We start from the raw sequence: 24,695 nt of genomic DNA, 5'->3' as shown, positions 1-24,695 counted from the left end.
TCTTTTATACCCTCCTCACTGCCTTTCATCCCTCACCACCCTACCATCCGCAATACCAATAACCCGTTCTGCCTGCAGCGCAATATTTTCATCATGCGTAACAAGAACAAGCGTCTGCCCGTATTTTTTATGGCTTTCCTTCAGCAGACGTATTATTTCCTGTCCATTCCTGCTGTCCAGGCTTCCGGTAGGTTCATCGGCGAGCACAATGGCGGGCGCATTCATCAATGCCCGTCCGATGGCGGCCCGCTGCTGCTGCCCGCCGGAAAGCTGATTCGGCAGATGGTTTTTGCGGTCTTCCAGACCAAGCAGGGACAACAGGTCGTTCAAGCGTTCCCGGTTGACCCTGCGCTTATCCATGAGTATAGGCAGGGTAATATTTTCCTCCACACTCAGCGTTGGGAGCAGATTATGGAACTGATAGATCAATCCGACCTGCCGTCTGCGGAAAATCGCAAGCTTTTCACTGCTCTGCGCATAGATATTCTGCCCGTCCAGATATACTTTTCCGCTTGTCGGCGCGTCAACTCCTGCAATCGTATGCAGCAAAGTGGATTTCCCGGATCCGGAAGAGCCTATGATAGCGGCGAATTCGCCTTTTTCAATCCGAAGGGATACATGGTCAAGTGCGGTGACCTGGTTTTCATCTCTGCCATAGATTTTACATACCTCATCCAATTTGATAAATTCCATTTGGGACATCCCTTTCCTGATTGATAAACAATATATAACATACAGCTTCCATTTTTGAGATGGTGAAGCGGGAAAACCGTTATTTGGGAAAACGGATAATGAACATGGCGCCGCCCTGGGGATGGTTCTTGGCAGTGATGGTTCCGCCCTGTCCTGTAATAATCGTTTTACAAAGGGCCAGTCCTATTCCATACCCGGCAGTGCTGGAATTCTTTCCGCGGTAAAACCTGTTAAAAAGACAGGGAAGCTCTTCTTTTTTAAATCCTGTTCCGCTGTCATGGATAGTCAGCTCCGTGAACAAAAGGTTATCTTCACAGGTGATTTCAATTTTTCCATTATCGCCTGCATTTTCCATGCAGTTTTTCAGGATGTTTTGAATGGCTTCCGAGAGCCAGTTTACATCGCCGGAAATCAGGATACCTTTCGGCACATTTATCTGCAGCGATATATTATGAAGCTCCAGGGGGATCATAAGCTGGCGGAGCGCGGCAGTGAATACCTGCTTCAGTTCAACCGGTTCTTTTTGGAAAACAACAATACCTGCATCCAGCCGTGATAATTTCAAAAGAGAGGTGAGCAGCCAGTCCATACGCACCAGCAAATCCTCTGTTTCCCGTAGCAAGCTTTTCCGCTCCTCTTTATCCGGATTGGTTTCAAGGAAAGACAAAATAAGGGTTATGGACGTGAGAGGGGTGCGCAGCTGGTGGGCGATATCGGCCAGGGAATCTGCGAGATGTTCTTTCTCTTTTTTCAAAGCATCATTTTGCTCCCGGATACGCAGCATCATTTTTGTTATTTCACTTTCTAGAATAGAAAGCTCCCCTTCCTCCGATTCCGTAATAAAAAGGTGGTCGGCATTATGGAGGACAAGGTCAATTTGTTCGGAAATCTGCATGATGTTTTTATATCTGGCGTTTGTGAATACAAAAAAGGCCGTTCCGAAGGCGGCGGAAGAACACAGGGCAAGTATGCCTGCCGCCCGGTCCATACGGAAACCCAGCGTGACGGAAACAGCAGCTAATGCTAAGAATATAACGGTGAACCGCCGGTATTCCTTATTCCGAAGCATGTCCGTCCCCCATTCTGTATCCTGTCCCGCGTACAGTTAGAATAATTTGCGGATTGGCCGGATCATTTTCTATCTTTTCCCGCAGACGTTTGATATAAACAGTCAGTGTGTTGTCATTTACAAATTCACCGGCAGCATCCCATAATTCATCCAGCAGTCTGCTCCTTGTGATAATACTTTTGGGGTTGTTGATGAATACCAGAAGCAGGCGGTATTCCAAAGCGGAAAGGAAAACTTCATTCCCGTCTTTTTTTACAACACCGCTTGCCGTGTCAACATGCAGGCCGTTACCTGTAAAAACAGGAGAGAAACCCGTGTTTTTCCGGAGAGCGGTTTTTATACGTGCAATCAGCTCGCGGGGACGGAACGGCTTGGTGATATAATCGTCCGCCCCTATATTCAGCCCGGTGACAACACTGGCTTCATCACTGAAAGCGGTTAAAAAGATTACGGGTATATCCTGGGCTTCTTTAATCTCCGTACAGACCGTAAAGCCGTTTCCGTCAGGCAGAGAAATGTCTATCAGCGCCAGGTCATATTTTTTCCCCGCCAGCGCTGCAAGGGCGTCATCCCGCGTGGGTGCGTGGGTTACGGTGAAGCCCTCCGTGCGGAGCAGAAGTATTAGATTTTTGGCGATAGTCATATCATCCTCGACCAAAAATATTTGTTTCATGTAGTACCTTCCTTTATTTTATATTCATTTGTTACCAGTGAAAAGGGTTCACTCCGGTGGGAACATATAAGCAGGTTAATGAAAGTCATTCACGCAAACTTCGCAGGTGCCAAATGGCCCTCCGCCCGCTGTCTGTACGACCCTCCCGGGTCTGAAAAGGATTTCCGCAGGTCCGTCAGACCGGGCATTCCGATGAGCCCAGAAGCGTCAAGTGTGTCAGATTAGGCTGACACACTTGACTGGTCTCATCTCCATTGTCTGAAAGGTACCTGCGAAAATTCCTTTTCAGTCCCGGGAGGGGCGTACAGACAGCGGGCGGAGGGCCATTTGGCACCTGCGAAGTTTGCGTCATTCATGTAAATATAGTAAAAAGCAGCGATTTAGTTAATACATATTTTCCTATCATGATATCTATTATTGCATATATAATGAATAAAGTATATCCTCATATTAAAACAAGAATTAAAATTCAGACATATAAAATCATTAAACCACTTTTTATATTATATAGGGAAGTAATCGGAAATTGCAGTCATATCGTTTATAAGGAAGATGACATGCACAGGATTTACATGGATTCCCGGTGTAAGCAGAGATGCAGCTATTCTTTTGCTATCATGCTGCGTTTTCTATGGTATTACCTTCTGGTTTCTATAATATTTCATGACGTTACATTACAAGCAAGACTATTGCGAAATTAGTTATAAACAATTAGATCAGGAGGCAGAGGAATAACAGGAACAGAATGATTTCTTCAGGAAAATAAGCATAAGCAGGCCCTGTCCCGCATAAGCTTTATTAGTAATTCAGAATGGAGGAAGAAAACCGATGACCATATATCCCCTTTGTACAAGTTTACTGAAATTCAATACATATCGCAATATTGTGGAAAAGTATTATGCGTATAAGGTGAAAAGACCGTGTTTTCTTCTGCATCAGAACGATAAATGGACAATTGTGATGATAAATATGTAAAAATACAGCTATAAAAAGAGGGCAAAGCATTCTGTGCTTTTGCCCTCCTGCTTACGGTAAGGTATGACTGCTCTCCAAAACGTTCAAATTCAGTATAATCGGCATCAGAGCACGCTGTAAGCTTTTTTGTGTAAGAATCTGTTTTCGGTTCCCTTTTATTTTTCCGCGAATTCTGCATAGCATTCTCAATGGTTCCGCTTTTGTCAAAGATAACTTTCCAAACCTGCCGTGTGGCAGCCGCCTCAGTATAAGCAAAGAGCCGTCTGAACGGTTACTATTTTTCCTATCCTATCCCATTAATTAAAATTACAAGAATAGTAATACGCGGAATTATATGGTAAAATAGAAAGGGTTCCTGTCTTATGTAAGGTAAGCAGAAGAACGTAAGGAAACGTGCATATAAGGAAAAGAAAGGTCGGAAGCCATGATGACGGTGAAAGAATGTTACGAACGTCTTGGAGCAGATTATGAAGATGTATGCTGCCGTTTGCTATCGGAAGAAAGAATCCTCAGGTTTTTACAGATGCTGCTTCGGGACGGCAGTTATCAGGAGTTGTGCGATGCCATGGGACGTCAGGATTATGAATGTGCCTTCCGTGCGGCGCATACGCTGAAGGGTGTCTTTTTCAACCTGAGCCTCACGCTCCAGGGGAAATGTGCTTCCGCCTTGACCGAGGCGCTGCGCAGCAGACAGGAGAATGAGGAAATAAGGCCGCTGTTTGAACAGATGGTTTCCAGTTACCGGGAAATGTACGAAGCTATAGAAGAGCTGTCCGAATCGCAGACGGGAGGCAGCCGGAATGGATAAGCGTAACAAAATTCTGATTGTGGATGATTCGGAAATCAATCGTTCTTTGCTTGCGGATATGCTTTCCGGGGAATACAGCCTGATGGAGGCTTCCGACGGCCTGGAAGCGGTAGCCCTAATCAGTCAGCATCATACGGAATTGTCCATGGTGCTGCTGGATATTGTTATGCCGGAAATGGACGGGTTTGAGGTGCTTGCGTCCATGAACGGCGCCGGGCTGCTGGAGCATCTTCCGGTGATCATGATATCCGCGGAAACCTCCGCGGCTTATATTGATCATGCTTATGAACTGGGAGCGGCGGAATATATCAGCCGTCCTTTTGACGAACAGACGGTCAAGCGGCGGGTAAAAAATACAATTACGCTGTATTCCAAGCAGAAGAGCCTTGAAAACCTGGTTACGGAACAGATTCTGGAAAAGGAAAAAAGCAACCAGGTTATGATAGAAATCCTCAGCCACATCGTGGAATTCCGGAACGGGGAAAGCGGGCTGCATGTCCTGCATATCCGGATAATTACCGAGGCGCTGCTGAAACAGCTGGCGAAGCGTACCAGCCGGTATAATTTAACCGCAAGGCAGATCAATCTGATATCCAATGCGTCGGCCCTCCATGATATAGGGAAAATTTCCATCCCTGAGGCGATTCTGAACAAGCCGGGCAGATTGACGCCGGAGGAATATGAAGTCATAAAAACCCACAGCGTCATAGGGGCGGAAATGCTGGAAAATGTGCCTTATTATCAGGATGAGGAGTTGGTCCGCATGGCCAGGGATATCTGCCGCTGGCATCATGAGCGGTATGACGGCGGCGGGTATCCCGATGGGCTGAAGGGGGACGATATCCCTGTTTCGGCACAGGTGGTTGCGCTTGCGGATGTGTATGACGCCCTGACCAGCCGCAGGGTTTATAAGCCTGCCTATTCCCATGATGAGGCCCTACGCATGATTCTGGATGGGGAATGCGGGGCGTTTAGCCCCTTACTGCTGGAATGTTTATGCAGTGAGAAGCCCTGTCTGGAAAAAGAACTGCAGGTACGGTCCGCAGGCGGGATTTCCAAAATGGAACTGCAGAATATGACACGCAGCCTGATACAGAACAGCAACGCTTCCAACCGTACCCTGGCATTGCTTGAGCAGGAAAGGACAAAATACCAGTTTTTTGCTTCCATGTCCAAGGAGATTCAGTTTGAGTATTCCAGGAGTTCCGATGTCCTCACCCTTTCTGAATGGGGGGCCGCACAGCTTGGGGTCAGTACGGTGATCGTCCATCCGGTAGAAAACGGGGAAGTCCTGCGGATATTTGCCAAAAAGGATTTTATGGATCTGCTGCTGCATCTGAATGAGGCCAGGCCCGAGGATCCCATTGTCACATGCACCTACCGCGTCAATATGCAGGGCTCACCGAGGTGGTGCAAGGTGGTGGCCCGTCCGCTCTGGGTGATGGAAGAAACAGACGAACTGACAGGTATGATCGGAAAGCTGATCGATATTCATGAGGAGCACATAGAACTGGACAGGCTGAAGCAGATTGCCCGCTTTGATTCCCTGACCGGTCTTTATAACCGGGCGTATGCCTGTAAGGCCATAGAGGAAGCGCTGCTGGGGAACCGGGCGGGAAACAGGAGGTTTGCGCTGCTGCTTTTGGATCTGGATTATTTTAAGAATGCCAATGACCAGTATGGACATCAGTTCGGAGACAAGGTATTGGAGGAAGTGGCCGGAAAGGTGCGTGGGAGCGTGCGTTCCAATGATATCTGTGCCCGTATCGGGGGAGATGAATTCCTGATTTTTATGGAATATAAGGATAACATTGCCTTGTTGGTAGAGCGTGTATACCGGGCCATCGGCGGTCAATATCACAATTTCCGCATTGCCGCCAGTATGGGTGTGGCGCTTTCCCCGGTAAACGGCATGGAATACGACCAGCTGTTTCTCCATGCGGATAAAGCCCTGTATGCTGCCAAAAAGAACGGGAGGCACCATTACTGCTTTTATGATGACACCATGCAGGAACTTCTCTCCGTACTCTCACGGGTAGAGGAAGGGGCAGAGAAAACCCGGTATTGACAATCCCTGCCCTCCTTGCTATACTGAAACAAATAAACGACAGGAGGCTGATAACAGATGCAAAAAACTTTTTCACATGGGAATTTTATAATCATTAAGTCAGCCTGCTATGTGAGATAAGTAAAAGCGTTTTTTCGTGATCCTTTTAACCACAGTTTCAGACTGTGGTTTTTTTGTACGCTTTTTACCGCAGGCAGGCATTCCGAACCCATAGAAGGAATGTAAAACTGGCTGGAAAGCGTGTTATATATGGAAAACAGAATATTGAACCTGGGCATTATGGCCCATGTGGATGCAGGAAAAACAACTTTGACGGAGAGCCTTCTTTATCACAGCGGGATTGTGAAAAAAAGGGGAAGCGTGGACAAAGGGACTACCATTACGGATTCCATGGAGCTGGAGCAGAAAAGAGGGATGACTATAAAAGCGTCCACCGTTTCCTTTTCCATAGGAACGGTAAAGATCAATCTGATAGATACCCCGGGCCATGTGGATTTTATCGGGGAGGTGGAACGCTGCCTGCGTGCTTTGGACGGCGTGGTTCTGGTCGTATCGGCGCGGGAAGGGGTGCAGCCCCAGACCCGTATCCTGTTTCATCAGCTGAAAAAGCTGCAGATGCCCGTAATCCTGTTTATCAACAAAATCGACCGTCTGGGAGCGGATTACGAAGCAGTCTGCAGCCAGATACGTTCCCAGCTGACAAAACGGATCCTGCTCATGCAGGATGTGAAGCAAAGCCCGGAAGGCTGCCGGATCCGGGACTATGGGTTCGGGGAGGGCGTCTTTACGGAGCAGGTCCTGGTCTGTACGGAAAAGCTGCTGGAACGATACCTGGACGGGGAAAAAATAGGGGAGGAAGAGCTGGCGGCGGCCATCCGGTTCCGGACGGGAAAAGGACGGCTGTATCCGGTCTATGCCGGTTCCGCGCTGAAGGATCTGGGGATCAGGGAGTTGATGAAGGGGATTGTGCGGTGGCTTCCTTCGGGAAAGCCGGGCGGAGACAGTCTCTGCGCGTATATTTATAAGGTGGAGCATGACGAAGGCGGGCACAGGCTGGCTTATTTCCGGGTGTTTTCCGGTACCGTAAAGCAGAAGGACAAGGTATCGGCTGCCGGGACGGAACAGGAAATTACCGTAAATAATCTGCAGACGGTTAGAGAGGGGAAACAGCTTCGTGTCCGGGAGGTGGGCGCAAACGATATCGGAATCCTGACAGATGTGCCGGCGTTAAGGTGCGGCGGCTTTATCGGGGTTCCGGCACCCGGGAAAGGTGCCGGACGTCTGATGGAGCCGATGCTGTGTGTCAATGTACAGCCGGTACCGGCGGCGGACCGGTACCGGCTTCTGGATGCTTTGAATGTGCTTCTGGAGGAGGATCCCCTTCTTCGTGTCCGGGTTCAGGAACAAACAGGTGAAATCCTGGCGGATCTTTATGGCAAGCTGCAGATAGAGATCCTGCAGGCCATCCTGTGGGAGCGGTTTGCCGTACGGGCAAACTTTTCCGGGATGAAGACGATAGGAAGGGAGAAGCCGGCAGGACCGGCGCGTGCTGAAATCCGTCTGGGGGAAAAGGGAAATCTGCACCGGGCGGGAATCGGAATCCGGATAGAGCCTTTGGCGGCGGGGGAAGGAAACCGGTATGAGACGGAGGTCTCCTTTGGCTATATTGAAAAATCCTTTCAGAATGCGGTACAGGAAGGGGTAAGGAAAGCTCTGGAGGAGGGGCTTGCCGATGAAGTGACGGATACGCTGGCGGTATTTGAAAGCGCGGATTATGACAGCGTGACAAGCACCCCGGCGGATTATCGCAGGCTTGCGCCGAAGGTGGTCCGAAAAGCGCTCCGCCAGGCTGGGGTCATCACCCTGGAGCCTTATATGAGTTATCGCCTCATCGCTCCCGCAGGGGAGGAAAAAAGAATTATGGGGAGGCTTGCGAAGCTGCAGGCGGTTGTCGGAAAAGTAACCTACAGTGAATGGGAAATGGAGGTTACCGGAGAGGTGCCCTTTGATACGGCGAAGGAATTCCAGGTAGATTTAAAAAGTATGACGGACGGCAGGGGGATTTTTGAAATGGAATTTCTGGAATACAGAAGGGCCAGGCAGGGGTAGCCGCCCTCCGGTGCGGGAGTCCGGCTCTCCGGACCCTCTGTTCCCCTACTGCCGGTAAAATTACCGGTGTTTTTGTGCAGATTCAGATTTTGCACAAAAAGGAACTTCTCAATATTTTTCCGATTTGTTATAATATCCAATATCAGGTAAAAAGCTCTGGGTAAAATGGTGAAAGTATACAAAGAAAAGAGGGCATATGTACAGGGTATTATTTGCGGAAGATGAATTGCTTGTGCGTCTTGGCTTGAAAAATGCCATCAAATGGTCCGATTATGAGATGGAAGTGGTGGGAGAAGCGGATAACGGGATCACGGCTCTGGAGCTGTTTGAGGAGCTGAGGCCGGATGTGCTGATTACGGATATTAAAATGGGCGGGATGGATGGGTATGAGCTGATTAAGCGGGTGAGGGATATTGACGGAAGCTGCGCTGTGGTGATTATTTCCTGCCTGGATGATTTTGAGACACTGCGCCGGATGATGGGCTACTGCATTATCGGCTATATCTTGAAGGCAAGCATGACGCTTGAAGAGATAGGGGATGTGCTGAACCGTACGAGGCAGTATCTTGTAAACGTGCGCAGGCAGCAGGCCGTACAGGAAGAAAATAAGGAGGAACAAAGAGAAAACGCACTGCGCAATTATCTGTGCAGCGATACCAGGCCGGAGGAAACCATCCGCTGGATGGCAGACTGGGGGATTCCCCTGGAAAACCTGCATACGCTGATCCTCCTGTCCCTGCGGGAAGCGGACAAGAAGAAAATCAATGAACTGGGTATGAAGCTGGCCTGTCAGCTTTTGCGCCAGAGCTTTCCGGGGGCAGTCTGCGTGCAGACGGGCAGTACCTGCCTGGCGGCGATTTACGCAGGGGAGGGGGAGGCGGCGGAGGAACAGCTGCTGAAATTTGACAATGCCGTCAGTAATCTTCTGGATGTGGCCTTCCGGAAAAAGAAGGGGCGCCTTTCCCGGGAACATTCCGTGTGGGAGACTTACCGTACCCTTCAGAAGGAGAAAGAAACGGCCCGGGAGGAGGATCCGCTGATGGAAAAGGCAGTCCGGTTTATGGAGGACAACCATGGAAAGCAGATCACCCTCCAGGAAATTACGGAATATCTCTGTATCAGCACCAGCTATTTCTCCTCACAGTTTAAGAAAAATACCGGAAAAAGCTTTGTGGAATATCTCAATGATATCCGTCTGGAAAAGGTGCTGATCGAACTCGGAGGCTCCCGGGATAAAATAGCCTGCATCGCGGAACGGCACGGCTTTGGCAGCCAGGAGTATTTTACCCGCTTTTTTAAGAAAAAGATGGGGATTTCCCCGGTGAAGTGGAGACAGAGGCATTTTGGAAAGGATGGTGGTCCGCGGTGACGAGCCGGCTTAACTGGAAAATAAAGCTTGTGATTACCATCATCGGCGCCGTCAGTCTGGTGGTAGCGATCCTTTATCTGGTGACCTATCTGTTTTTTGCATCCCAGCTGCGCAAAAACGATGAAAAGATCGCCCAGATCAATTTCGGGCAGGCGGAGGAAAACCTGGAAGAGATAATCAAGCTGGGGATCCGGGACGCCAACCGTTATGATATGGATATGCTGGCATGGAATTTCGGAAACGGGGAATATGCCGATGATGCCGGAAGAACGGCGCTGAACCGGAAAATGATCCTCCGTTTTGAAGAAATCCTCGCTATCAACCCCAATCTCAGTTCTGTGGCCCAGATGAACGGGAACGGGCAGACCGTCATATCCACCGTGAGTAAGAACCGCAGCGGTATGACCATGATACCGGAGGAATTCCGGGAAATCCTGCAGAAAAGCACACAATCCTATCCTGCTTTCCAATGGGTGCCGGGAGATGTCCTGGGAGACACGGAAATCCTGTGCAAGGCGGTGGAGGATCCTGCAATCCTGGGAATACGATCCATCGGCAAGTCCGATCGGATGGAGGAGGACAGCTATATTGTACTCGGCATTTCAGAGGAAAGGATACGCAGGTGTTATGAGTCGGTGGTCTATAACGGAAGTTCCGCCATGCTTCTGGACGAAGAGGGAAAGATAATTTCCAGCACGCGGGAAGGGCTGCTCTATCGTACCTTTGAACCGGAGAAGGACTGCCAGATCGTGGTTTATCCGCTCTCCTATAATAACTGGACGCTGGTTAATATGATACCGGTCAAAAACTACCAGAGGGATATCCGTACCTTCCGCAATTTTTCCCTGGCGATTATCCTTACTGCTGCGCTGTGTGTCATTTTGATTGCGGTGATATGGAGCAGGAGGTATACGGCCCCCATCCAGAGTCTGATGGACAATATGGAGAAGGTGGGGAAGGAGCAGCTTGACATTGCTTTGCCGGAGAAAACCGGTCTTTCCGAGCTGGATAATCTCAACCAGGAATTCTGTCAAACGGTCCGGAGACTGAAAACCTATATCGCAGACCTGCAGCAGGCGGAAAAGGACAAAGCGGCGGAAGAGCTGAAGGCTCTGCAGTATCAGATTAATCCCCACTTCCTGTATAATTCCCTGAATTCCATCCGCTGGATGGCCATGATGACAAACAACGGGAAAATCGCCGATTCCATAGTCATGCTGACCAAAATCATCACACCCGTTTTCCGAAATCCCAGCCTGACATGGAAAATCAGTGACGAGTTAGCCTTTCTGGATAATTATATCGGAATGATGATGCTGCGCTATGCAGGGAATCTCCAGTACCGGATGGAGTGCGGGGAGGAGCTGTATGAGGAGGCCTTTCCCCGGTTTGTTCTGCAGCCGGTGATTGAAAACTGCTTTGTCCATTGCCGCAGCAAAACGGACGGCATGGAAATCCGGGTGCGGATCCGGAAGGAAAACAACAGCTTCCGGATAGAGGTCAGGAATACCGCGGATCAGGTGGATGAGGAACGTCTTGCGCAGGTCAGTGAACAGCTGAGGAGCCGCAGGGAATCGGGAAAAGAAGATGTGGGTCTCATAAATGTGGTGAAGAGACTCTCTTATCTCTATGGAGATCATAGCAGCGTCTTGCTCAGGGCAGAAGGAAAGGAAGTCGTCGGCGAAATTATGTTTTCTGTATAAATGTACAAAAATAAGAATATAAGTCAGAAAATATAAGACAAAATTACAGAGCAGATGAAATCTGACAAATGAAAAGTAAAATAAGGCAGATAAAAATCCCCGATATTTGATAAAGTTTATACACAGGTAGCACAAGACGTCTGTTGCACAACTGTATCAAACGATTATTGGAAGGGGATGTACGATGAAAAAGAAAAAAATTGCGGCATTAATTTGTACAGCGGCACTGGTAACCGGCTGTCTGGCCGGCTGCGGCCGGAGTGACGGGGGAAATGCCGTTCCGGCGGATTCCGATAACAATACGGTGGCGGGTACGCAGGACGGCGGCTCCGCAGAGGGGGCGGCAGGGGATATTTCCGAGCATGTCGCCATTTCAATCGGCGGAATCAATGTGGGAAATTCCAGCTCCGCCGACGGATGGCCCACGGAAATTGTCACCTATATAGAAGAGAAATTCAACGTGACGCTGGAAACCAAATCCTATGATAATGAGAGCCTTAATCTGGATTTGTCAGGAGGGACCACCTGTGATATCCTGCAGATCAATGATGAACATATTGAATCTATTTTAAAGGGGAAACACGCGGTGGAGCTGTCCCAGTACCAGGACAGCCTGGCGGCCAATATTTTCTCGGATACCTATTCTTTCCGGAATGAAGTCCTGAAAAGCTTCAAAAGCAATGGGGAGAATAAACTGTATTTTGTGACGCCCCGTGTGACCTCGGACAATGCCCAGTCCACCTATGGCGCTACCTTGAATTATGGTTATGTTGTACGTTGGGATCTTTATAAAGAAATCGGCTGTCCCGAAATAAAAAATGACGATGATTATGTGGACGCTCTGGTTCAGATGAAAGAGATTTACCCGGAAACGGAGGACGGTCTTCCGGTCTATGCCCTGAGCGCTTACAATGACAGTAATCTGCATCCTTATTTCTTCATCGGCTGTCTGACCCAGGGCTACTCCAATATGGAAAGCGGTTTGTATGTGAAGGACATGAAAACGAATGACCTCATTCCGGATATCTATGATGTGGATCTGGACGGGCTTACCACTCCCTTCTGGGCGGGAATCTCCTTCTACAATAAACTGTATAATGCTAACCTGCTGGATCCGGACTGCTTTATTACCAAGGGAGAGGATCTGACGGAGAAATATACGAAGGGCCAGTATCTGGGCGGCTATGTAAACTGGCATTACGGCAATTACAATAAGAACGCCAGAACGGCGGATCCGGAAACCCTGAAGCAGTACGTGATCCTTCCCGCCTATATGGGCTGGGCAAACGAAAGAAATTATGCCGGATGGCAGGGAAAATATTTTCTGGTATCCTCCCACAGCAAACATGTGGAACGGGCGGTGATGATTCTGGACTTTTTACAGAGCGAAGAATGCGCCAGAATCGTTGACTGCGGCGTGGACGGCAGATGGGAAACCGGTGCGGACGGAACACCGGCCCTGACGGAGGATACGATCGACATGAAATCCAACACGGCCCGTGCCGAAGAGTGGACAAAGAGCGGTATCGGCTCCACCTTTTCCGATATGGTGGGTTATGATTCCAATAACATCGCTTCCGACGGCAGTGCTATAAGCCTCTGGGAACAGCAGGAAATTATGGTGAGGAACCTGACGGCCGCGGAAAAGGATATGTGTGCCACCCTTGCTATCGAACTGCCTTCCGATCTGCTGAAGGAAAAGGTGGAATCCGGAGAAAGTATGGATTTGAACGCAGGTAATTCCGCCATCCAGTTCGGCATGGAGATCGTTCCCAGCGATATCGGTAGGATCGACAGCAACTGCGAGCAGATTACCATTAACGCGATTCCGGGACTTGTCCAGGCCAAAACGGAAGAAGAATTCCGGGCGGCAAAGGATGCGCTGCTGGCCGAACTGAAAGCAGCGGGCGTCGAAGACTCCATTGCCTGGTGGACACAGGCCTGGAATACTTCAAAAGAAGCGGTTGAAAAAATGCAGTGATTATACTTTCTGCGGCGGACAGAGAACCTGTCTGCCGCAATCCGGTAAAGACGGAATCAGGAGGTTTGCGATGAAAAAAACGACTGTGATACCGGGGCGGAGGAAAAAGTATAATCTGCTTTTTATGACCCTGCCTTTTATGGTTATTGTGCTTCTGTTCAATTATGTTCCTATATTCGGCTGGATTTATTCGGTATTTGACTATATACCCGGCGTATCCATTCTGGAGTGTGATTTTGTAGGACTGGATTATTTCCGGCTGATCTTCCGGGATGCCAACGTAGTCAGGACTCTGAAAAACACCTTTATTTTTGCACTGATAGGCATTGTGCTCACCCCTCTTCCCATGTTTTTTGCCATACTGCTCAATGAGATCAAATGCAGTCCCGTGCGGAGAGTGGTACAGACCTTCACCACCCTGCCCAACTTTATCAGCTGGGTTATCATTTTTTCCCTCGCTTTTTCCCTGTTTGCAACAGACGGTGTGGTCACCTCCCTCATCGCACGGATAACGGGAAACGAAGTGACTTCTATTTTAAGCTCGGGAGAGTCGGTTTACTGGTTCCAGACCCTGCTGGGGATCTGGAAATCCCTGGGTTGGAGCTCCATCATTTACCTGGCCGCCATAGCCGGCATTGACCAGGAACAGTATGAGGCCGCCAGAGTGGATGGAGCGGGTTATTTTCAATGTGCTGTCCATGTAACGGTTCCGGCCCTGATGGAAACCTATGTGGTGCTTTTTATCCTGCAGATCGGCAACTTCCTCAATACCGGCTATGAACAGTACATGCTGTTTAAAAATGCACTGACGGCCAACAATATTGAGGTGCTGGATCTGTATACCTACCGTATCGGCCTGGAGAACATGGATTATTCCTACGGAGTGGCTATCAGCATCCTCAAATCCCTGGTCAGTATCTCCCTGGTGGTTCTGGCGAATATGGTAGCCAAAAGGATCCGGGGAAATACGGTAATTTGACCAATTGAATTAATGTCCGCTGAAGCGGATAAGGGGTATAAACATGAAAATAAAACCGTCTAAATCAAGAATTGCGTTTCAGATCTTCAATTATGTGCTGATGCTGCTGGCTACCTTTGTCTGTGTGTATCCTTTCTGGTATATTGTTATTTATACCTTCAGTGATTCCGCAAAGGCCGGGATAAACAGCCCTGTTTTCCTGCCAAGAGGGTTTTCCGTTTCCAACTATGCGGATATCTTCAAGCTGAGCGGTTTTTTCCCGGCACTGGGGATTTCCGTTCTCCGTACGGTGGGGGGAACCATAGCGGCCGTGCTGGTATGTGCTTTTCTCGGCTATATGTTCACCAAAGAAGAGATGCCCGGCAGAAAGCTTTTATACCGTTTCCTGGTAATGACGATGTATATTAACGGTGGACTGATCTCCACCTTTATCGTGATGAAATCCTACGGGCTATTGAACACCTTCTGGATCTACATACTGCCCATGCTGATTTCCGCCTACAATATTGTGCTGATAAAGACCTACATGGAATCTCTCCCGGCATCCCTGGAGGAATCCGCTATGCTGGACGGGGCGGGGTATATCCGGGTATTCACAAGCATTATCCTGCCGCTGTCCAAACCGATTATCGCCACGGTGGCGGTATTTGTGGCAGTGGGACACTGGAATTCCTGGTTTGATAACCACATTTACACAAGGGGGGAAAGCTCCCTGACAACGCTGCAGTATCTGCTGTACAACTACCTGAACGAATCACAGAGGCTGGCGGAGCAGATTAAAAATACCAGCAACCTGAGCAGTATTGAAAATGCCATGGAAACCATTTCCCCCAAAGGGGTGAGAATGACCATCACCGTGTTGGCTTCCCTGCCTATTTTTATGGTATATCCGTTTATGCAGAAATACTTTGTGAAAGGGATTATGATCGGGGCAGTTAAGGGATAGATACAGGGAAGGGCGAATGCAGCGGCAAGGACAGAACAGCTATAAAAAATACGCAAAGAAGCAGGAGGAAAAAGAAATGCGGTCTGAAGAAAGATATCCCGGATATTGGGAGGATGTGAGGCTGACGGGCATTGTGCCGTCGCCCAGGCAGATTGCCCATCAGAAAATGGAGTATTTCGGCTTTATCCATTTCACAGTCAATACCTTTACCGGGAAAGAATGGGGAAGCGGGGAAGAATCCCCTTCGTTGTTCCATCCCGAAAAGCTGGATGCTGGGCAGTGGGCCGAAACGGCGGCCAAAGGAGGCATGACGGGCCTGATCCTTACCTGCAAGCATCACGATGGATTCTGCCTCTGGCCAAGCGCTTATACGGAACACAGCGTTAAAAATTCACCCTATAAAGAGGGGAAAGGAGATATTGTAAAAGAGCTTTCCCAGGCCTGCCGGGAACAGGGGCTTCAATTCGGCGTCTATTTGTCTCCATGGGACAGAAACCATCCGGCCTACGGAACGGGAAAACCGTATGACGACTACTATGTGAACCAGCTTACGGAGCTTCTGACGAACTATGGGGAAATTTTCACCGTCTGGCTGGACGGCGCCTGCGGGGAAGGGCAGAATGGGAAAAAGCAGGTATATGACTGGGAACGGTATTATGAAGTGGTCAGGCGCCTGCAGCCCGGAGCCAATATCTTCGGATGCGGACCGGATGTGAGGTGGTGCGGCAATGAAGCCGGAGATACCAGACCCAGCGAGTGGAGTGTGGTAGCTGCCGGTCTGGCGGACGCAGAAAAAGTGGCTGCCGACAGCCAGCAGGAGGACAATGAGCAATTCCGGGAGAAAAAAATCTCCAGCACGGCGCAGAATCTGGGCGGCAGGGATGTCCTGAAGGAGGAAAAGAAGCTGATCTGGTATCCGGCGGAAGTGGATGTTTCCATACGTCCGGGCTGGTTTTACCATGAGGAAGAAAATGACAGGGTGCGCTCCTTTGAAAACCTGAAAGAGATATACCTGAAATCTGTGGGCGGAAACTGTACGCTCCTTCTGAATATCCCTCCCGATAAGGAAGGGTTGATCCGGGAGGAGGACAGAAAAAGCGTGTTCCTGCTGGGAGATTTCATCCGGGAATCCTTCCGCGTGAATCTGGCGGAGAAAGCCGAAATGACGGTGCTGCCTTCTGCAGACTGCGAAGGAAAAGACGGCAGGGTTCTTCTGGAACCCGGTGACAGTACCTGGTTCCGTAATCCGGACGGACAAAGGGAGCTTCAGATAACCTTCCGCTGGGAAGAGGAATGCAGGCTTACATACCTGGTAGTGCAGGAGGCTATCGCTTTCAGCCAGCGGGTGGAACAGTTTGAAGTGTGTATTCTGGAAGAGGACGGCAGCTGGAAACCCAATGCTTCGGGAACTACAATCGGATATAAACGGATTGTGAAGCTTGGCGGAATGCGGACAAAGGGGATCCGGTTCACGGTTACAGATGCAAGGGTGGCACCTGTCCTGGCTTTTATCGGCGTGTTTTGATGGTTTGTTTTTCTTATGGATACGCCCTTGAAAGGATACTTTAAGATTTTATCAAACTGACCGGTGCTTTTTCGTGCGCCGTATCTCCGGATCGGATGCGGTCCGGAGGAATCAGTGGAGGTTTCGCTGTTTTTCGGTGCTGCCGGCTTGCAGGGGTTCTGTATGAGACTGCGTAACGCTGATATATTCCACCAACTCCGCAAGCGGCAGCGGCCGGCTGTAGTAGTATCCCTGATAGTGGTTACAGCCTAACTCCGCAAGCATATCGCGCTGCTCCTTTGTTTCCACGAACTCCGCCAATACACGTAAATCCAGACTGTCAGCCATCCGGATAATGCCGGATATGATATCCTTGGAACGTCCATTGCCCGGCAGCTGGGAAACAAGCTGGCCGTCCAGCTTGACTTCATTAAAAATGCCTTCCTGGAGGTACAGAATGGAATTATGCCCCATACCGAAATCATCCAGGCTGAAGGTGATGCCGCTGCTTTTCAGCGTGTTCATGTCATGCAGCAGGGAATCGGAAATCTTCATGGCGGCCCGCTCCGTGATCTCCAGCATGAAATGAATCTGTTTCAGTTGATAGCTCTCTATGATGTCCCGTGTTTTATCAAAAAAACCATTTTCCTCCATCTGCTTTGCCGATATGTTCACCGACAAAATCAGATCCTCGTTCAGAAGGGGTTCCAGGGTATGGGCATCCCGGCAGGCACGGTGAAGCAGATAGCTGCTCATTTCGTATAAAAAGCCCCCTTCATAGGCAAGGGCAAACACCACCGGAGGAGAGATATAGCCGGTGACAGGGTGTTTCCAGCGAAGCAGAGCTTCTATTCCATGCAAATTCCCTTCTACGGTGGTCTGGGGCTGATAAAACAGTTCTACCTGGTTGCGGCGGAGCGCATTTTTTAAATCCAGGGAGAGCGTCTTGGCATAGTAATTGTGGGGATATTTGTGGCTGAGAAATAACGGCAGCGTGCCGCTGCTTTCCCCCGCGGCCATATCACTCTCCATACACCTGACGATCCGCTGGAATTCGGCAGTTTCCTTCTGCTCGCTCCGTTTGATAAAGGGAATGTAAATGCAGACTCCCAGCAGAACATTAATAAGCTGTAGGAAGCTTCCCGCAAGGGATCCGGTTGCTTTATAACCGCTGAACAGGAGCGGGACCGTCCAGTCAACAGACTGGGTCACAACAGGTACAAGCCCTGCGGCAGCTGCGAGGTAGCTGGTGAGGGTCAGCACCACGGGCGTGAGAATAAAGGGAACCGCCATGGTGAAATTGAAAATGATAGGAAAGCCGAAAACGGCAATCTCACTGATGTTAAAGAAAGCGGAAGGCAGCGCCACATAGGCAATCTTCCGGTTATGGCTTTTTCGGGAGGCGATACAAAGGGCAATGACAAAACTCAGAGCACATCCGCATCCCCCCAGAAATACAAAGGTATCCAGAAAGGTCTTTGAGAAAATTTCCGTAGGCACATTTCCTGCCAGCAGCAAAGACTGGTTGATGGAAACATTAGGTTCCAATAATCGTCTGGAAACGGCTTCCAGCGTGTTGGTCCCATGAATGCCGAAGAACCAGAGGATATGGGTAATGATGACATAAAGCAGGATGCCGAACAGGTTATTGCTGGACTTGTCAAATAGTTTCAGGAATATATAAGAACCGAAATTGGTAATATTACTGCTTCCCCATGCCGAACGGAGCAGATATCCCACGGCAGCAAAAAAGACCAGGATGATGATAACGGGAAACAGGCTTTGTATGGATATATTGAATAAATATTCCGCTCCTGTGGTATGCAGCCGGTCAAGGCGGTTGCTCAGCTTCAATATCCGGCGGAACAGGATACAGGAAAGCAGGGTAATGCACATGGCGGTAAATACCCATTCTGCGTTGAAAATGTATTCTTCTTGCTCCTGGATACCTCCGCAGAAGGCCAGATAGGAGCATACGGAAACAACAGGATAGAGGATAAACGTATCCGGTTCAGCCAGAAGCCCATAGGACAGGCTGATGGTGACGGACAGGATAAGGGCCAGCGATCCAAGACTGATGTTGTATAGGGTATCAAGAAGGGCAACGGCAGCTCCATCCAGATAATTCCGGATAAATAGCTGATAGCTGTCACTCGGGAAGTTCCTGAAAAGCAGGGAGAAGGAACCCATGATGAGAAAAGGGATAGCCAGTGTGAGGCCGCGCCTTATGGATTGGGAGGCGATTGAATTTCTGAAACGGGATATAAGACGATTGGATTCCATGTGTACCTCTTTCGCCATTTGGAGGAGTACCGTTATGTTCTATAATAAGAGTTACTTTAACAGTGTATAATAAACCGGCGCATAAAACAATAGAAAAAAATATACCGGTATTGATTAACCCATCGTTACCAATCAGTTCAGCCTCCTGAATTCCAGCGGCGTAAGTCCGGTCACCTTTTTAAACATGGCAATAAAGTGGCTGGTATCCAGAAAGCCCACCCGCTGTGCGATTTTCTGGACCTCCATCCGGGGATCGGTCAGGAGGAATTCCTTTGCCTTGTTAATTCGGTAAGTGGTCAGATATTCATAGGCAGAGCATCCCAGAAAACGCCCGAACAGCCGGGAGAGATACTGCGGGGTAATATATACCTGCCCGCTCAGCCCCTTTACCGTCAGCTCTGAGTCATAATTTGTTTCGATCTCTTTTATTACAGGTGCTATATATCTTTGATACAACGGATCTTCCATGAGGTCACGGGTATACACGCCATCCACAAAATGCAGAAGCAGGCCGTAGCAGTCAAGGGAAAGGGCTTTGGCATCCACCGGCGGATTTTCATATTTGCCCATGATGGAAACGATCAGGGAGGCAATCTTTGTCCCCTGGTCTTTCCCGATGAAAACGATTTGCCGGTTTCCAAGAATTTTGGCAATACTGCTTTCGATGGTTCCCGTAAATGTGGCAAACAATGTAAGCCATTCCTCTGTTTTCCCGGAATAGGAATGGCGTACAAAGGGAGCGGTCAGCACACCTTCCCCTTCATTCAGCAGATATGATTTTCCCTGGATTTCAATACACCCGCACCCCTTTTCCGTCTGAAGATAGTGATAGAGGGGATAGCCCTTCGGGCGCCGGACGCTTTCCTGGGACCAGTGGTTTCCTACGGAATCAAAGGTTAAGGGTTCGCTTACCGGTGTGCTGCGGAATATGATTGGCATATACTCACCTGTTTCATAATGTTATATTATTTAGCTTAACATATTACACATCCGGCTGTCCATCCATAATATAATGACGGTGCAGAGGGCTTGCGGCCGGAACCGGCGGCTCTTGCAAGGCGGAAGCTCATGAGGAAGAAAGGACAGGATGTTATGAAAAGTCAGTTTAAAAGAATTTTATACGGGGGAGACTACAATCCCAACCAGTGGCCCAGGGAAATATGGGAAGAAGATATGCGGATATTTAGAAATGCCCGCATTAACAGCGCAACGGTAAATGTATTTTCCTGGGCTAAAATCCAGCCGGCAGAAGAGAGATATGATTTTTCCGAGTTGGATGATATAGTGGATATGCTGAGCCGGGAAAACTATGATATTGTACTGGCAACCTCCACTGCGGCCCTTCCGGCATGGATGGTGAAACGCTATCCGGAGGTATCCAGGACCGATTACGAAGGAAGGCACCATAAATTCGGACAGCGCCACAACGCATGCCCGAATTCCCCGGTTTACCAAAGATTTGCGGCGGCCCTTGCTGAAAAGCTGGCGGAACGATATGGGAAGAACGGACGCATAACCTGCTGGCATGTAAATAATGAGTACGGCGGGGAATGCTATTGTGAAAACTGTGAAAAGGCATTCCGTATATGGCTGCGGAAAAAATACAAGACGCTGGAGGCTCTTAATCAGGCATGGAACCTGGAGTTCTGGGGACATACCATTTATGACTGGGATGAAATTGTACTTCCCAATGCATTGAGTGAAGGGCTGCAGGGCGGAAAAACAGCTTTTGCAGGAATTTCGATAGACTACCGAAGATTTATGTCCGACAGCATGCTTTCCAATTACAGGATGGAAAGGGACAGTATACGCCGTTTTGATACGGAAGCGCCGATCACCACGAACCTGATGGGGACTTATAAAGGGCTGGATTATTTTAAGTGGGCGAAAGAAATGGATGTGGTTTCCTGGGATAATTATCCCAGATACGATACACCCTGGAGTTATACGGCGATGTGCCATGATTTGATGAGAGGGTTAAAGGATGCGCCGTTCATGCTCATGGAACAGACACCCAGCCAGCAGAACTGGCAGCAGTATAATTCCCTGAAAAAGCCGGGGCAGATGCGCGCCCAGAGTTATCAGACCATAGCCCACGGAGCGGATACCATACAATTTTTCCAGCTTCGCCGGAGTGCGGGAGCCTGTGAAAAATTCCATGGAGCGGTGATTGAGCACGCGGGGACGGATAATACCAGGGTATTCCGTGAGGTACGCCAGCTGGGACTGGAGCTGGAACGTCTTTCGGCGGTGACTCCCGGTTCCGTAAATGAGGCGGAGACCGGTATTATCTTTGACTGGGATAATTACTGGGCTTTGGAATACACCAGCGGGCCGTCTGTTGACCTTACCTATGTAAAACATATCCATCAGTATTATACCTATTTTTATGAACGCAATATTCCGGTGAATCTCATTCCCTTCGATGCGGATTTCAGCCGCTATAAGGTGGTGGTGGCACCTGTGCTTTATATGATAAAGGAAGGGATGAAGGAAGCGCTCACCTCTTTTGTGGAAAAGGGAGGTGTGCTTATTCTTACCTACATGTGCGGGATTGCCGATCAGTCGGATAATGTGTTTCCCGGAGGTTACCCCGGACCGCTGCGGGAGCTTGCCGGCGTGTGGGTGGAAGAAGTGGATGCCCTTTCTCCGGAACAATCCAATGAAGTGGTTTTCAAAGATGGTACAAAGGTATCCTGCGGGCTGGTATGTGAACTGATGCATACGGAAGGGGCCGAAATCCTGGCGGAATACGGAAGTGATTTCTACGCCGGATGCCCTGCCGTTACAAAAAATCATTTTGGTGAGGGATTTGTCTATTATATAGGTACTAATGTCGAGGAAGAAGGTCTTTCCCGGGTGATGGACATGGCTGTGGCTGATGCGGCGGTACAGCCTGTAATAAGCGGTGCTGGGGGACTTGAAATCACATGCAGGGAAACGGATGTCTGCAGCTTTTATTTTGTCCTGAATTTCAAGGATCAAGAACTTCCGGTACCGGAAGAGTTGACGGGATATATGGATATGATCACCGGTGAGAAGGTACCGGAAGGAGAAATGCTTTCCAAATATGATGTGAAAATAATCCGTGTGGAAAAATAAACAAAATACCGGATACAGAAGGGCCCGCGGTTTTCCGCGGACCCTGTTTTCATGGCTCTTCTTTTCGCGGATCTGTTTCCATAGAAGGATCCTTATTTTCAGGGGATTGCCGCTGCCTGAAAGGAGCTGTAATCCAGGATACGATGTCCCTGTTTTCCGTTGTTCTTAACCTGATACATGGCGGCATCTGCCATGGTGATCACCTTTTCTGCGTCCGGAGCTTCGTCCGGGGAAGCGGCAAAGTCTATCTGTACGGCGCCGATGCAGCAGAAGATAGGCAGCCGGCAGCCGCTGCCGCGTACTACAAACTGGCTCCGGGCGGCTTGTTCGATCCGCAGCAGACACGAATCCAGATGACGGACATTTTCCTGATCTTCCACTATCACCAGGAATTCATCTCCGCCAACCCGACCTACGGTGCCGCCGGATTCCCGGGTAAGCAGGGAGGTCAGAAACAGCAGAACCTGATCGCCCACATGATGTCCGTAATTGTTATTAAATATTTTAAAATCGTCAATGTCAAGGAAAAGTACGGCAATGGCTGTGCCGTCAGAACGATGCTTTTCCAGGGATTCCTGGAGAAACTGGCTGATTCGTTCCCTGTTCAGTACCTTGGTAAGAGCATCCTGTTCGGCCTTTTGCTGCAGAAGCCGTTGTGTCTGTGCTTTGTACAGATTTTCTGTTTCAATATAATCAATCAGATTATTGATTTCCACAGACAGGCTGCCTATTTCATCCTTGCGTCCTGCCGGCACCCGGAGAGAATAATCCTGGGTCCGGCGGATATTCTTCAGAGTATCGGAAATGCTTTTTACCGGATGGACAATACGTCTGGAAGCAAAGGCCCCGATCCAGACAGCAAGAATAGAGCAAAGGAAAACCATAAAAAAGGCCATGACATAATAAACACTTTTCCGTGACTGATAGTTGTCCAGATTCACTGACAGCATAATCCGCCAATGCGTATAAGTAACATCGGAATAGTAGGTGATATAGCTTTTGCCCCCGACCTTATACTGGAAGCTGCCCCGGGGATTGGTTTCGAAATCAATTTCCCTGTATTTATTGAGGTAATCTTTCCGTTCTGCGGCGGAAGTGACAAAATCGTCCCGGCGTTCTTCCACTGTGCCGGCACTGATAATCTGCATCTTTCCGTCCAGAAGATAAAAGGTGGCATCATTCCACAGCTCCGCCCGTTTCCGTATATTTTCGTAAAAATCCAGATTGATTTCCATCAGGGAATATCCAAGCGTTTCCCCCTGGTGCTCAATCCGTGCAATGGCAACCAATGTTTTGCTGCCCTGACCGTCGATTAAAATATCGGAAAAATAAAACGGCTGACCGCCCATGTTTTGGATTAACGTACGGATCCCGTCATCAGCAATATCACTGTGCTCTTCGCTGCAGGCAGCTACACGGAGGTCCCGGTCAACCAGGGCCAGTACCTTCAGATAGTTCATGCTTTCCACCCTGGAGTAAAACATATTATCAAGGTACCTATGCATATCATCGTCCAGTTCTCCCCGCATCGCGGCGAGACAAATATCCATGGAGCCGATCATAGTCAGGTAATCCTTCTGCTGTTCACAAAAGTCCGTCATTTCCGCCACCTGTGTACCGGCTACCACCTGCAGGCTTTCCGTGAGTGCTTTTTCCAGTCTGGAAGAGTATATATAGGTGATTACCATGCTGAAAAGCAAAAAAGGAAGAGCTATGAGCAGGAAAACTATCCGGTACATAGAAGTTCGAATGTTCATAAAGAGCCACCTCATCGAGTCGTATATTTCGCACCGAACGGCAGCCGTACAGCCCTGGGGAAGGCAGTTTAGATCCGGGGTACTACCTACATTATAAACTTCCTGGATATACCGTCAATAGGAATCTCTTTGATTCAGTTCCACTATTTCTCCGTTGGCCGGATGGCGGACATTGCATACTGCTTTTATAAGCATTCCATGACAGGCTACGATTACTTTATCGTATTCCCTGTATTTGTCCAGTACAGCCATAGCTCTTTTTTTCATGGCGGAACAGTCTTCCCATTCTTTTTCTTCTCCGGCAGGGTATACGCCGCCGGAAGAAAGGAATTCATGGTAACTTATTTCTGCCTTTTCGTCCGTTTCGTATATGTAGTGTTTGTTTGCCATCCATTCATGCAAATCGGTTTCCACGATGATATCTGCGCGGAGCTCCCGGGATAAAATAGCGGCAGTCTGCAGCGCCCTCGTATATGGAGAAGACAGGATAATATCTGCGCCCTGAAGTCGGCTGTCCTTTGCCGAAGCTTTTATTTGTTTCACTCCTTCCGGTGAAAGAGGGGCAAGATTAACGCCGAAGTCCTGATATATTTTAGTGTTCCGCTCCGAATAGTCGGCGGAACCATGTCTGATAAAATAAAACATTTGTTAATAACCTCCTGCAGGCAGACATAAA

The 24,695-nt window shown here is 49.0% G+C and carries 17 protein-coding genes; 10 read left to right on the top strand and 7 right to left on the bottom strand.

The features are described 5' to 3' along the window. Window positions 1–15: 15 nt before the first annotated feature. The 3 genes from DXA36_RS11515 to DXA36_RS11505 form a co-directional block, all read right to left on the bottom strand. The gene (locus DXA36_RS11515) at window positions 16–693 is read right to left on the bottom strand and encodes an ABC transporter ATP-binding protein (RefSeq protein ID WP_118679242.1); all 678 of its coding nucleotides are present in this window, start codon (window positions 691–693) and stop codon (window positions 16–18) included. A gap of 79 nt (window positions 694–772) precedes the next feature. Continuing rightward, window positions 773–1,762 carry a sensor histidine kinase gene (locus DXA36_RS11510; protein ID WP_118679240.1) on the bottom strand — a complete coding sequence of 330 codons (990 nt, stop codon included), beginning with the start codon at window positions 1,760–1,762 and terminating at the stop codon, window positions 773–775. Beyond that, window positions 1,749–2,435 carry a response regulator transcription factor gene (locus tag DXA36_RS11505; protein ID WP_118679238.1) on the bottom strand — a complete coding sequence of 229 codons (687 nt, stop codon included), beginning with the start codon at window positions 2,433–2,435 and terminating at the stop codon, window positions 1,749–1,751. The genes DXA36_RS11510 and DXA36_RS11505 overlap by 14 nt, the downstream gene beginning before the upstream one ends. Window positions 2,436–3,834: 1,399 nt before the next feature. On the opposite strand from DXA36_RS11505, the gene DXA36_RS11500 reads away from it, so the two are divergent. The 9 genes from DXA36_RS11500 (at window position 3,835) to DXA36_RS11460 (ending at window position 16,898) form a co-directional block, all read left to right on the top strand. Continuing rightward, window positions 3,835–4,218 carry an Hpt domain-containing protein gene (locus tag DXA36_RS11500; protein WP_243114625.1) on the top strand — a complete coding sequence of 128 codons (384 nt, stop codon included), beginning with the start codon at window positions 3,835–3,837 and terminating at the stop codon, window positions 4,216–4,218. Next, entirely contained in the window at window positions 4,211–6,286 is a 2,076-nt protein-coding gene (locus DXA36_RS11495) for a GGDEF/HDGYP domain-containing response regulator (protein WP_118679236.1), read from the top strand. Before DXA36_RS11500 ends, DXA36_RS11495 begins: the two co-directional genes overlap by 8 nt. A 249-nt stretch (window positions 6,287–6,535) precedes the next feature. Beyond that, the gene (locus DXA36_RS11490; RefSeq protein WP_118679234.1) at window positions 6,536–8,395 is read left to right on the top strand and encodes an elongation factor G; all 1,860 of its coding nucleotides are present in this window, start codon (window positions 6,536–6,538) and stop codon (window positions 8,393–8,395) included. 196 nt (window positions 8,396–8,591) lie between these two features. After that, complete coding sequence (locus tag DXA36_RS11485) at window positions 8,592–9,764, top strand: response regulator transcription factor (protein ID WP_118679232.1); 1,173 nt, start codon at window positions 8,592–8,594, stop codon at window positions 9,762–9,764. Next, entirely contained in the window at window positions 9,761–11,467 is a 1,707-nt protein-coding gene (locus DXA36_RS11480) for a cache domain-containing sensor histidine kinase (RefSeq protein WP_118679230.1), read from the top strand. The genes DXA36_RS11485 and DXA36_RS11480 overlap by 4 nt, the downstream gene beginning before the upstream one ends. Before the next feature lie 184 nt (window positions 11,468–11,651). Beyond that, window positions 11,652–13,448, top strand: a complete 1,797-nt coding sequence (locus tag DXA36_RS11475) for a hypothetical protein (RefSeq protein ID WP_118679228.1) — start codon at window positions 11,652–11,654, stop codon at window positions 13,446–13,448. Between the two features lie 70 nt (window positions 13,449–13,518). After that, window positions 13,519–14,427 (top strand): ABC transporter permease subunit, encoded by a 909-nt coding sequence (locus DXA36_RS11470; RefSeq protein WP_118679334.1) that lies wholly within the window; start codon window positions 13,519–13,521, stop codon window positions 14,425–14,427. Window positions 14,428–14,470: 43 nt separating this feature from the next. Next, window positions 14,471–15,373, top strand: a complete 903-nt coding sequence (locus DXA36_RS11465; RefSeq protein ID WP_118679226.1) for a carbohydrate ABC transporter permease — start codon at window positions 14,471–14,473, stop codon at window positions 15,371–15,373. Window positions 15,374–15,389: 16 nt separating this feature from the next. After that, a complete protein-coding gene (locus tag DXA36_RS11460) occupies window positions 15,390–16,898 on the top strand; it encodes an alpha-L-fucosidase (RefSeq protein WP_330425017.1) in 1,509 nt (502 codons plus the stop codon). Window positions 16,899–17,009: 111 nt separating this feature from the next. Here DXA36_RS11460 and DXA36_RS11455 read toward each other — a convergent pair whose 3' ends face one another. After that, a complete protein-coding gene (locus DXA36_RS11455; protein ID WP_182479024.1) occupies window positions 17,010–19,160 on the bottom strand; it encodes a PTS sugar transporter subunit IIC/EAL domain-containing protein in 2,151 nt (716 codons plus the stop codon). A gap of 132 nt (window positions 19,161–19,292) precedes the next feature. After that, a complete protein-coding gene (locus DXA36_RS11450; RefSeq protein ID WP_118679224.1) occupies window positions 19,293–20,099 on the bottom strand; it encodes an AraC family transcriptional regulator in 807 nt (268 codons plus the stop codon). A gap of 153 nt (window positions 20,100–20,252) precedes the next feature. Here DXA36_RS11450 and DXA36_RS11445 point away from each other — a divergent pair, with 153 nt between their 5' ends. Further along, the gene (locus DXA36_RS11445; RefSeq protein ID WP_118679328.1) at window positions 20,253–22,262 is read left to right on the top strand and encodes a beta-galactosidase; all 2,010 of its coding nucleotides are present in this window, start codon (window positions 20,253–20,255) and stop codon (window positions 22,260–22,262) included. A 98-nt stretch (window positions 22,263–22,360) separates the two neighbouring features. Here DXA36_RS11445 and DXA36_RS11440 read toward each other — a convergent pair whose 3' ends face one another. After that, on the bottom strand, window positions 22,361–24,019 hold the full coding sequence (locus DXA36_RS11440; protein WP_182479023.1) for a sensor domain-containing diguanylate cyclase: 1,659 nt from the start codon (window positions 24,017–24,019) through the stop codon (window positions 22,361–22,363). Window positions 24,020–24,133: 114 nt separating this feature from the next. Further along, window positions 24,134–24,664 (bottom strand): histidine phosphatase family protein, encoded by a 531-nt coding sequence (locus DXA36_RS11435; RefSeq protein ID WP_118679220.1) that lies wholly within the window; start codon window positions 24,662–24,664, stop codon window positions 24,134–24,136. Window positions 24,665–24,695 lie beyond the last annotated feature (31 nt).

Source organism: Eisenbergiella sp. OF01-20 (assembly GCF_003478085.1).
GTDB lineage: Bacteria > Bacillota > Clostridia > Lachnospirales > Lachnospiraceae > Eisenbergiella.
This window is presented reverse-complemented; position numbering and strand designations above follow the sequence as displayed.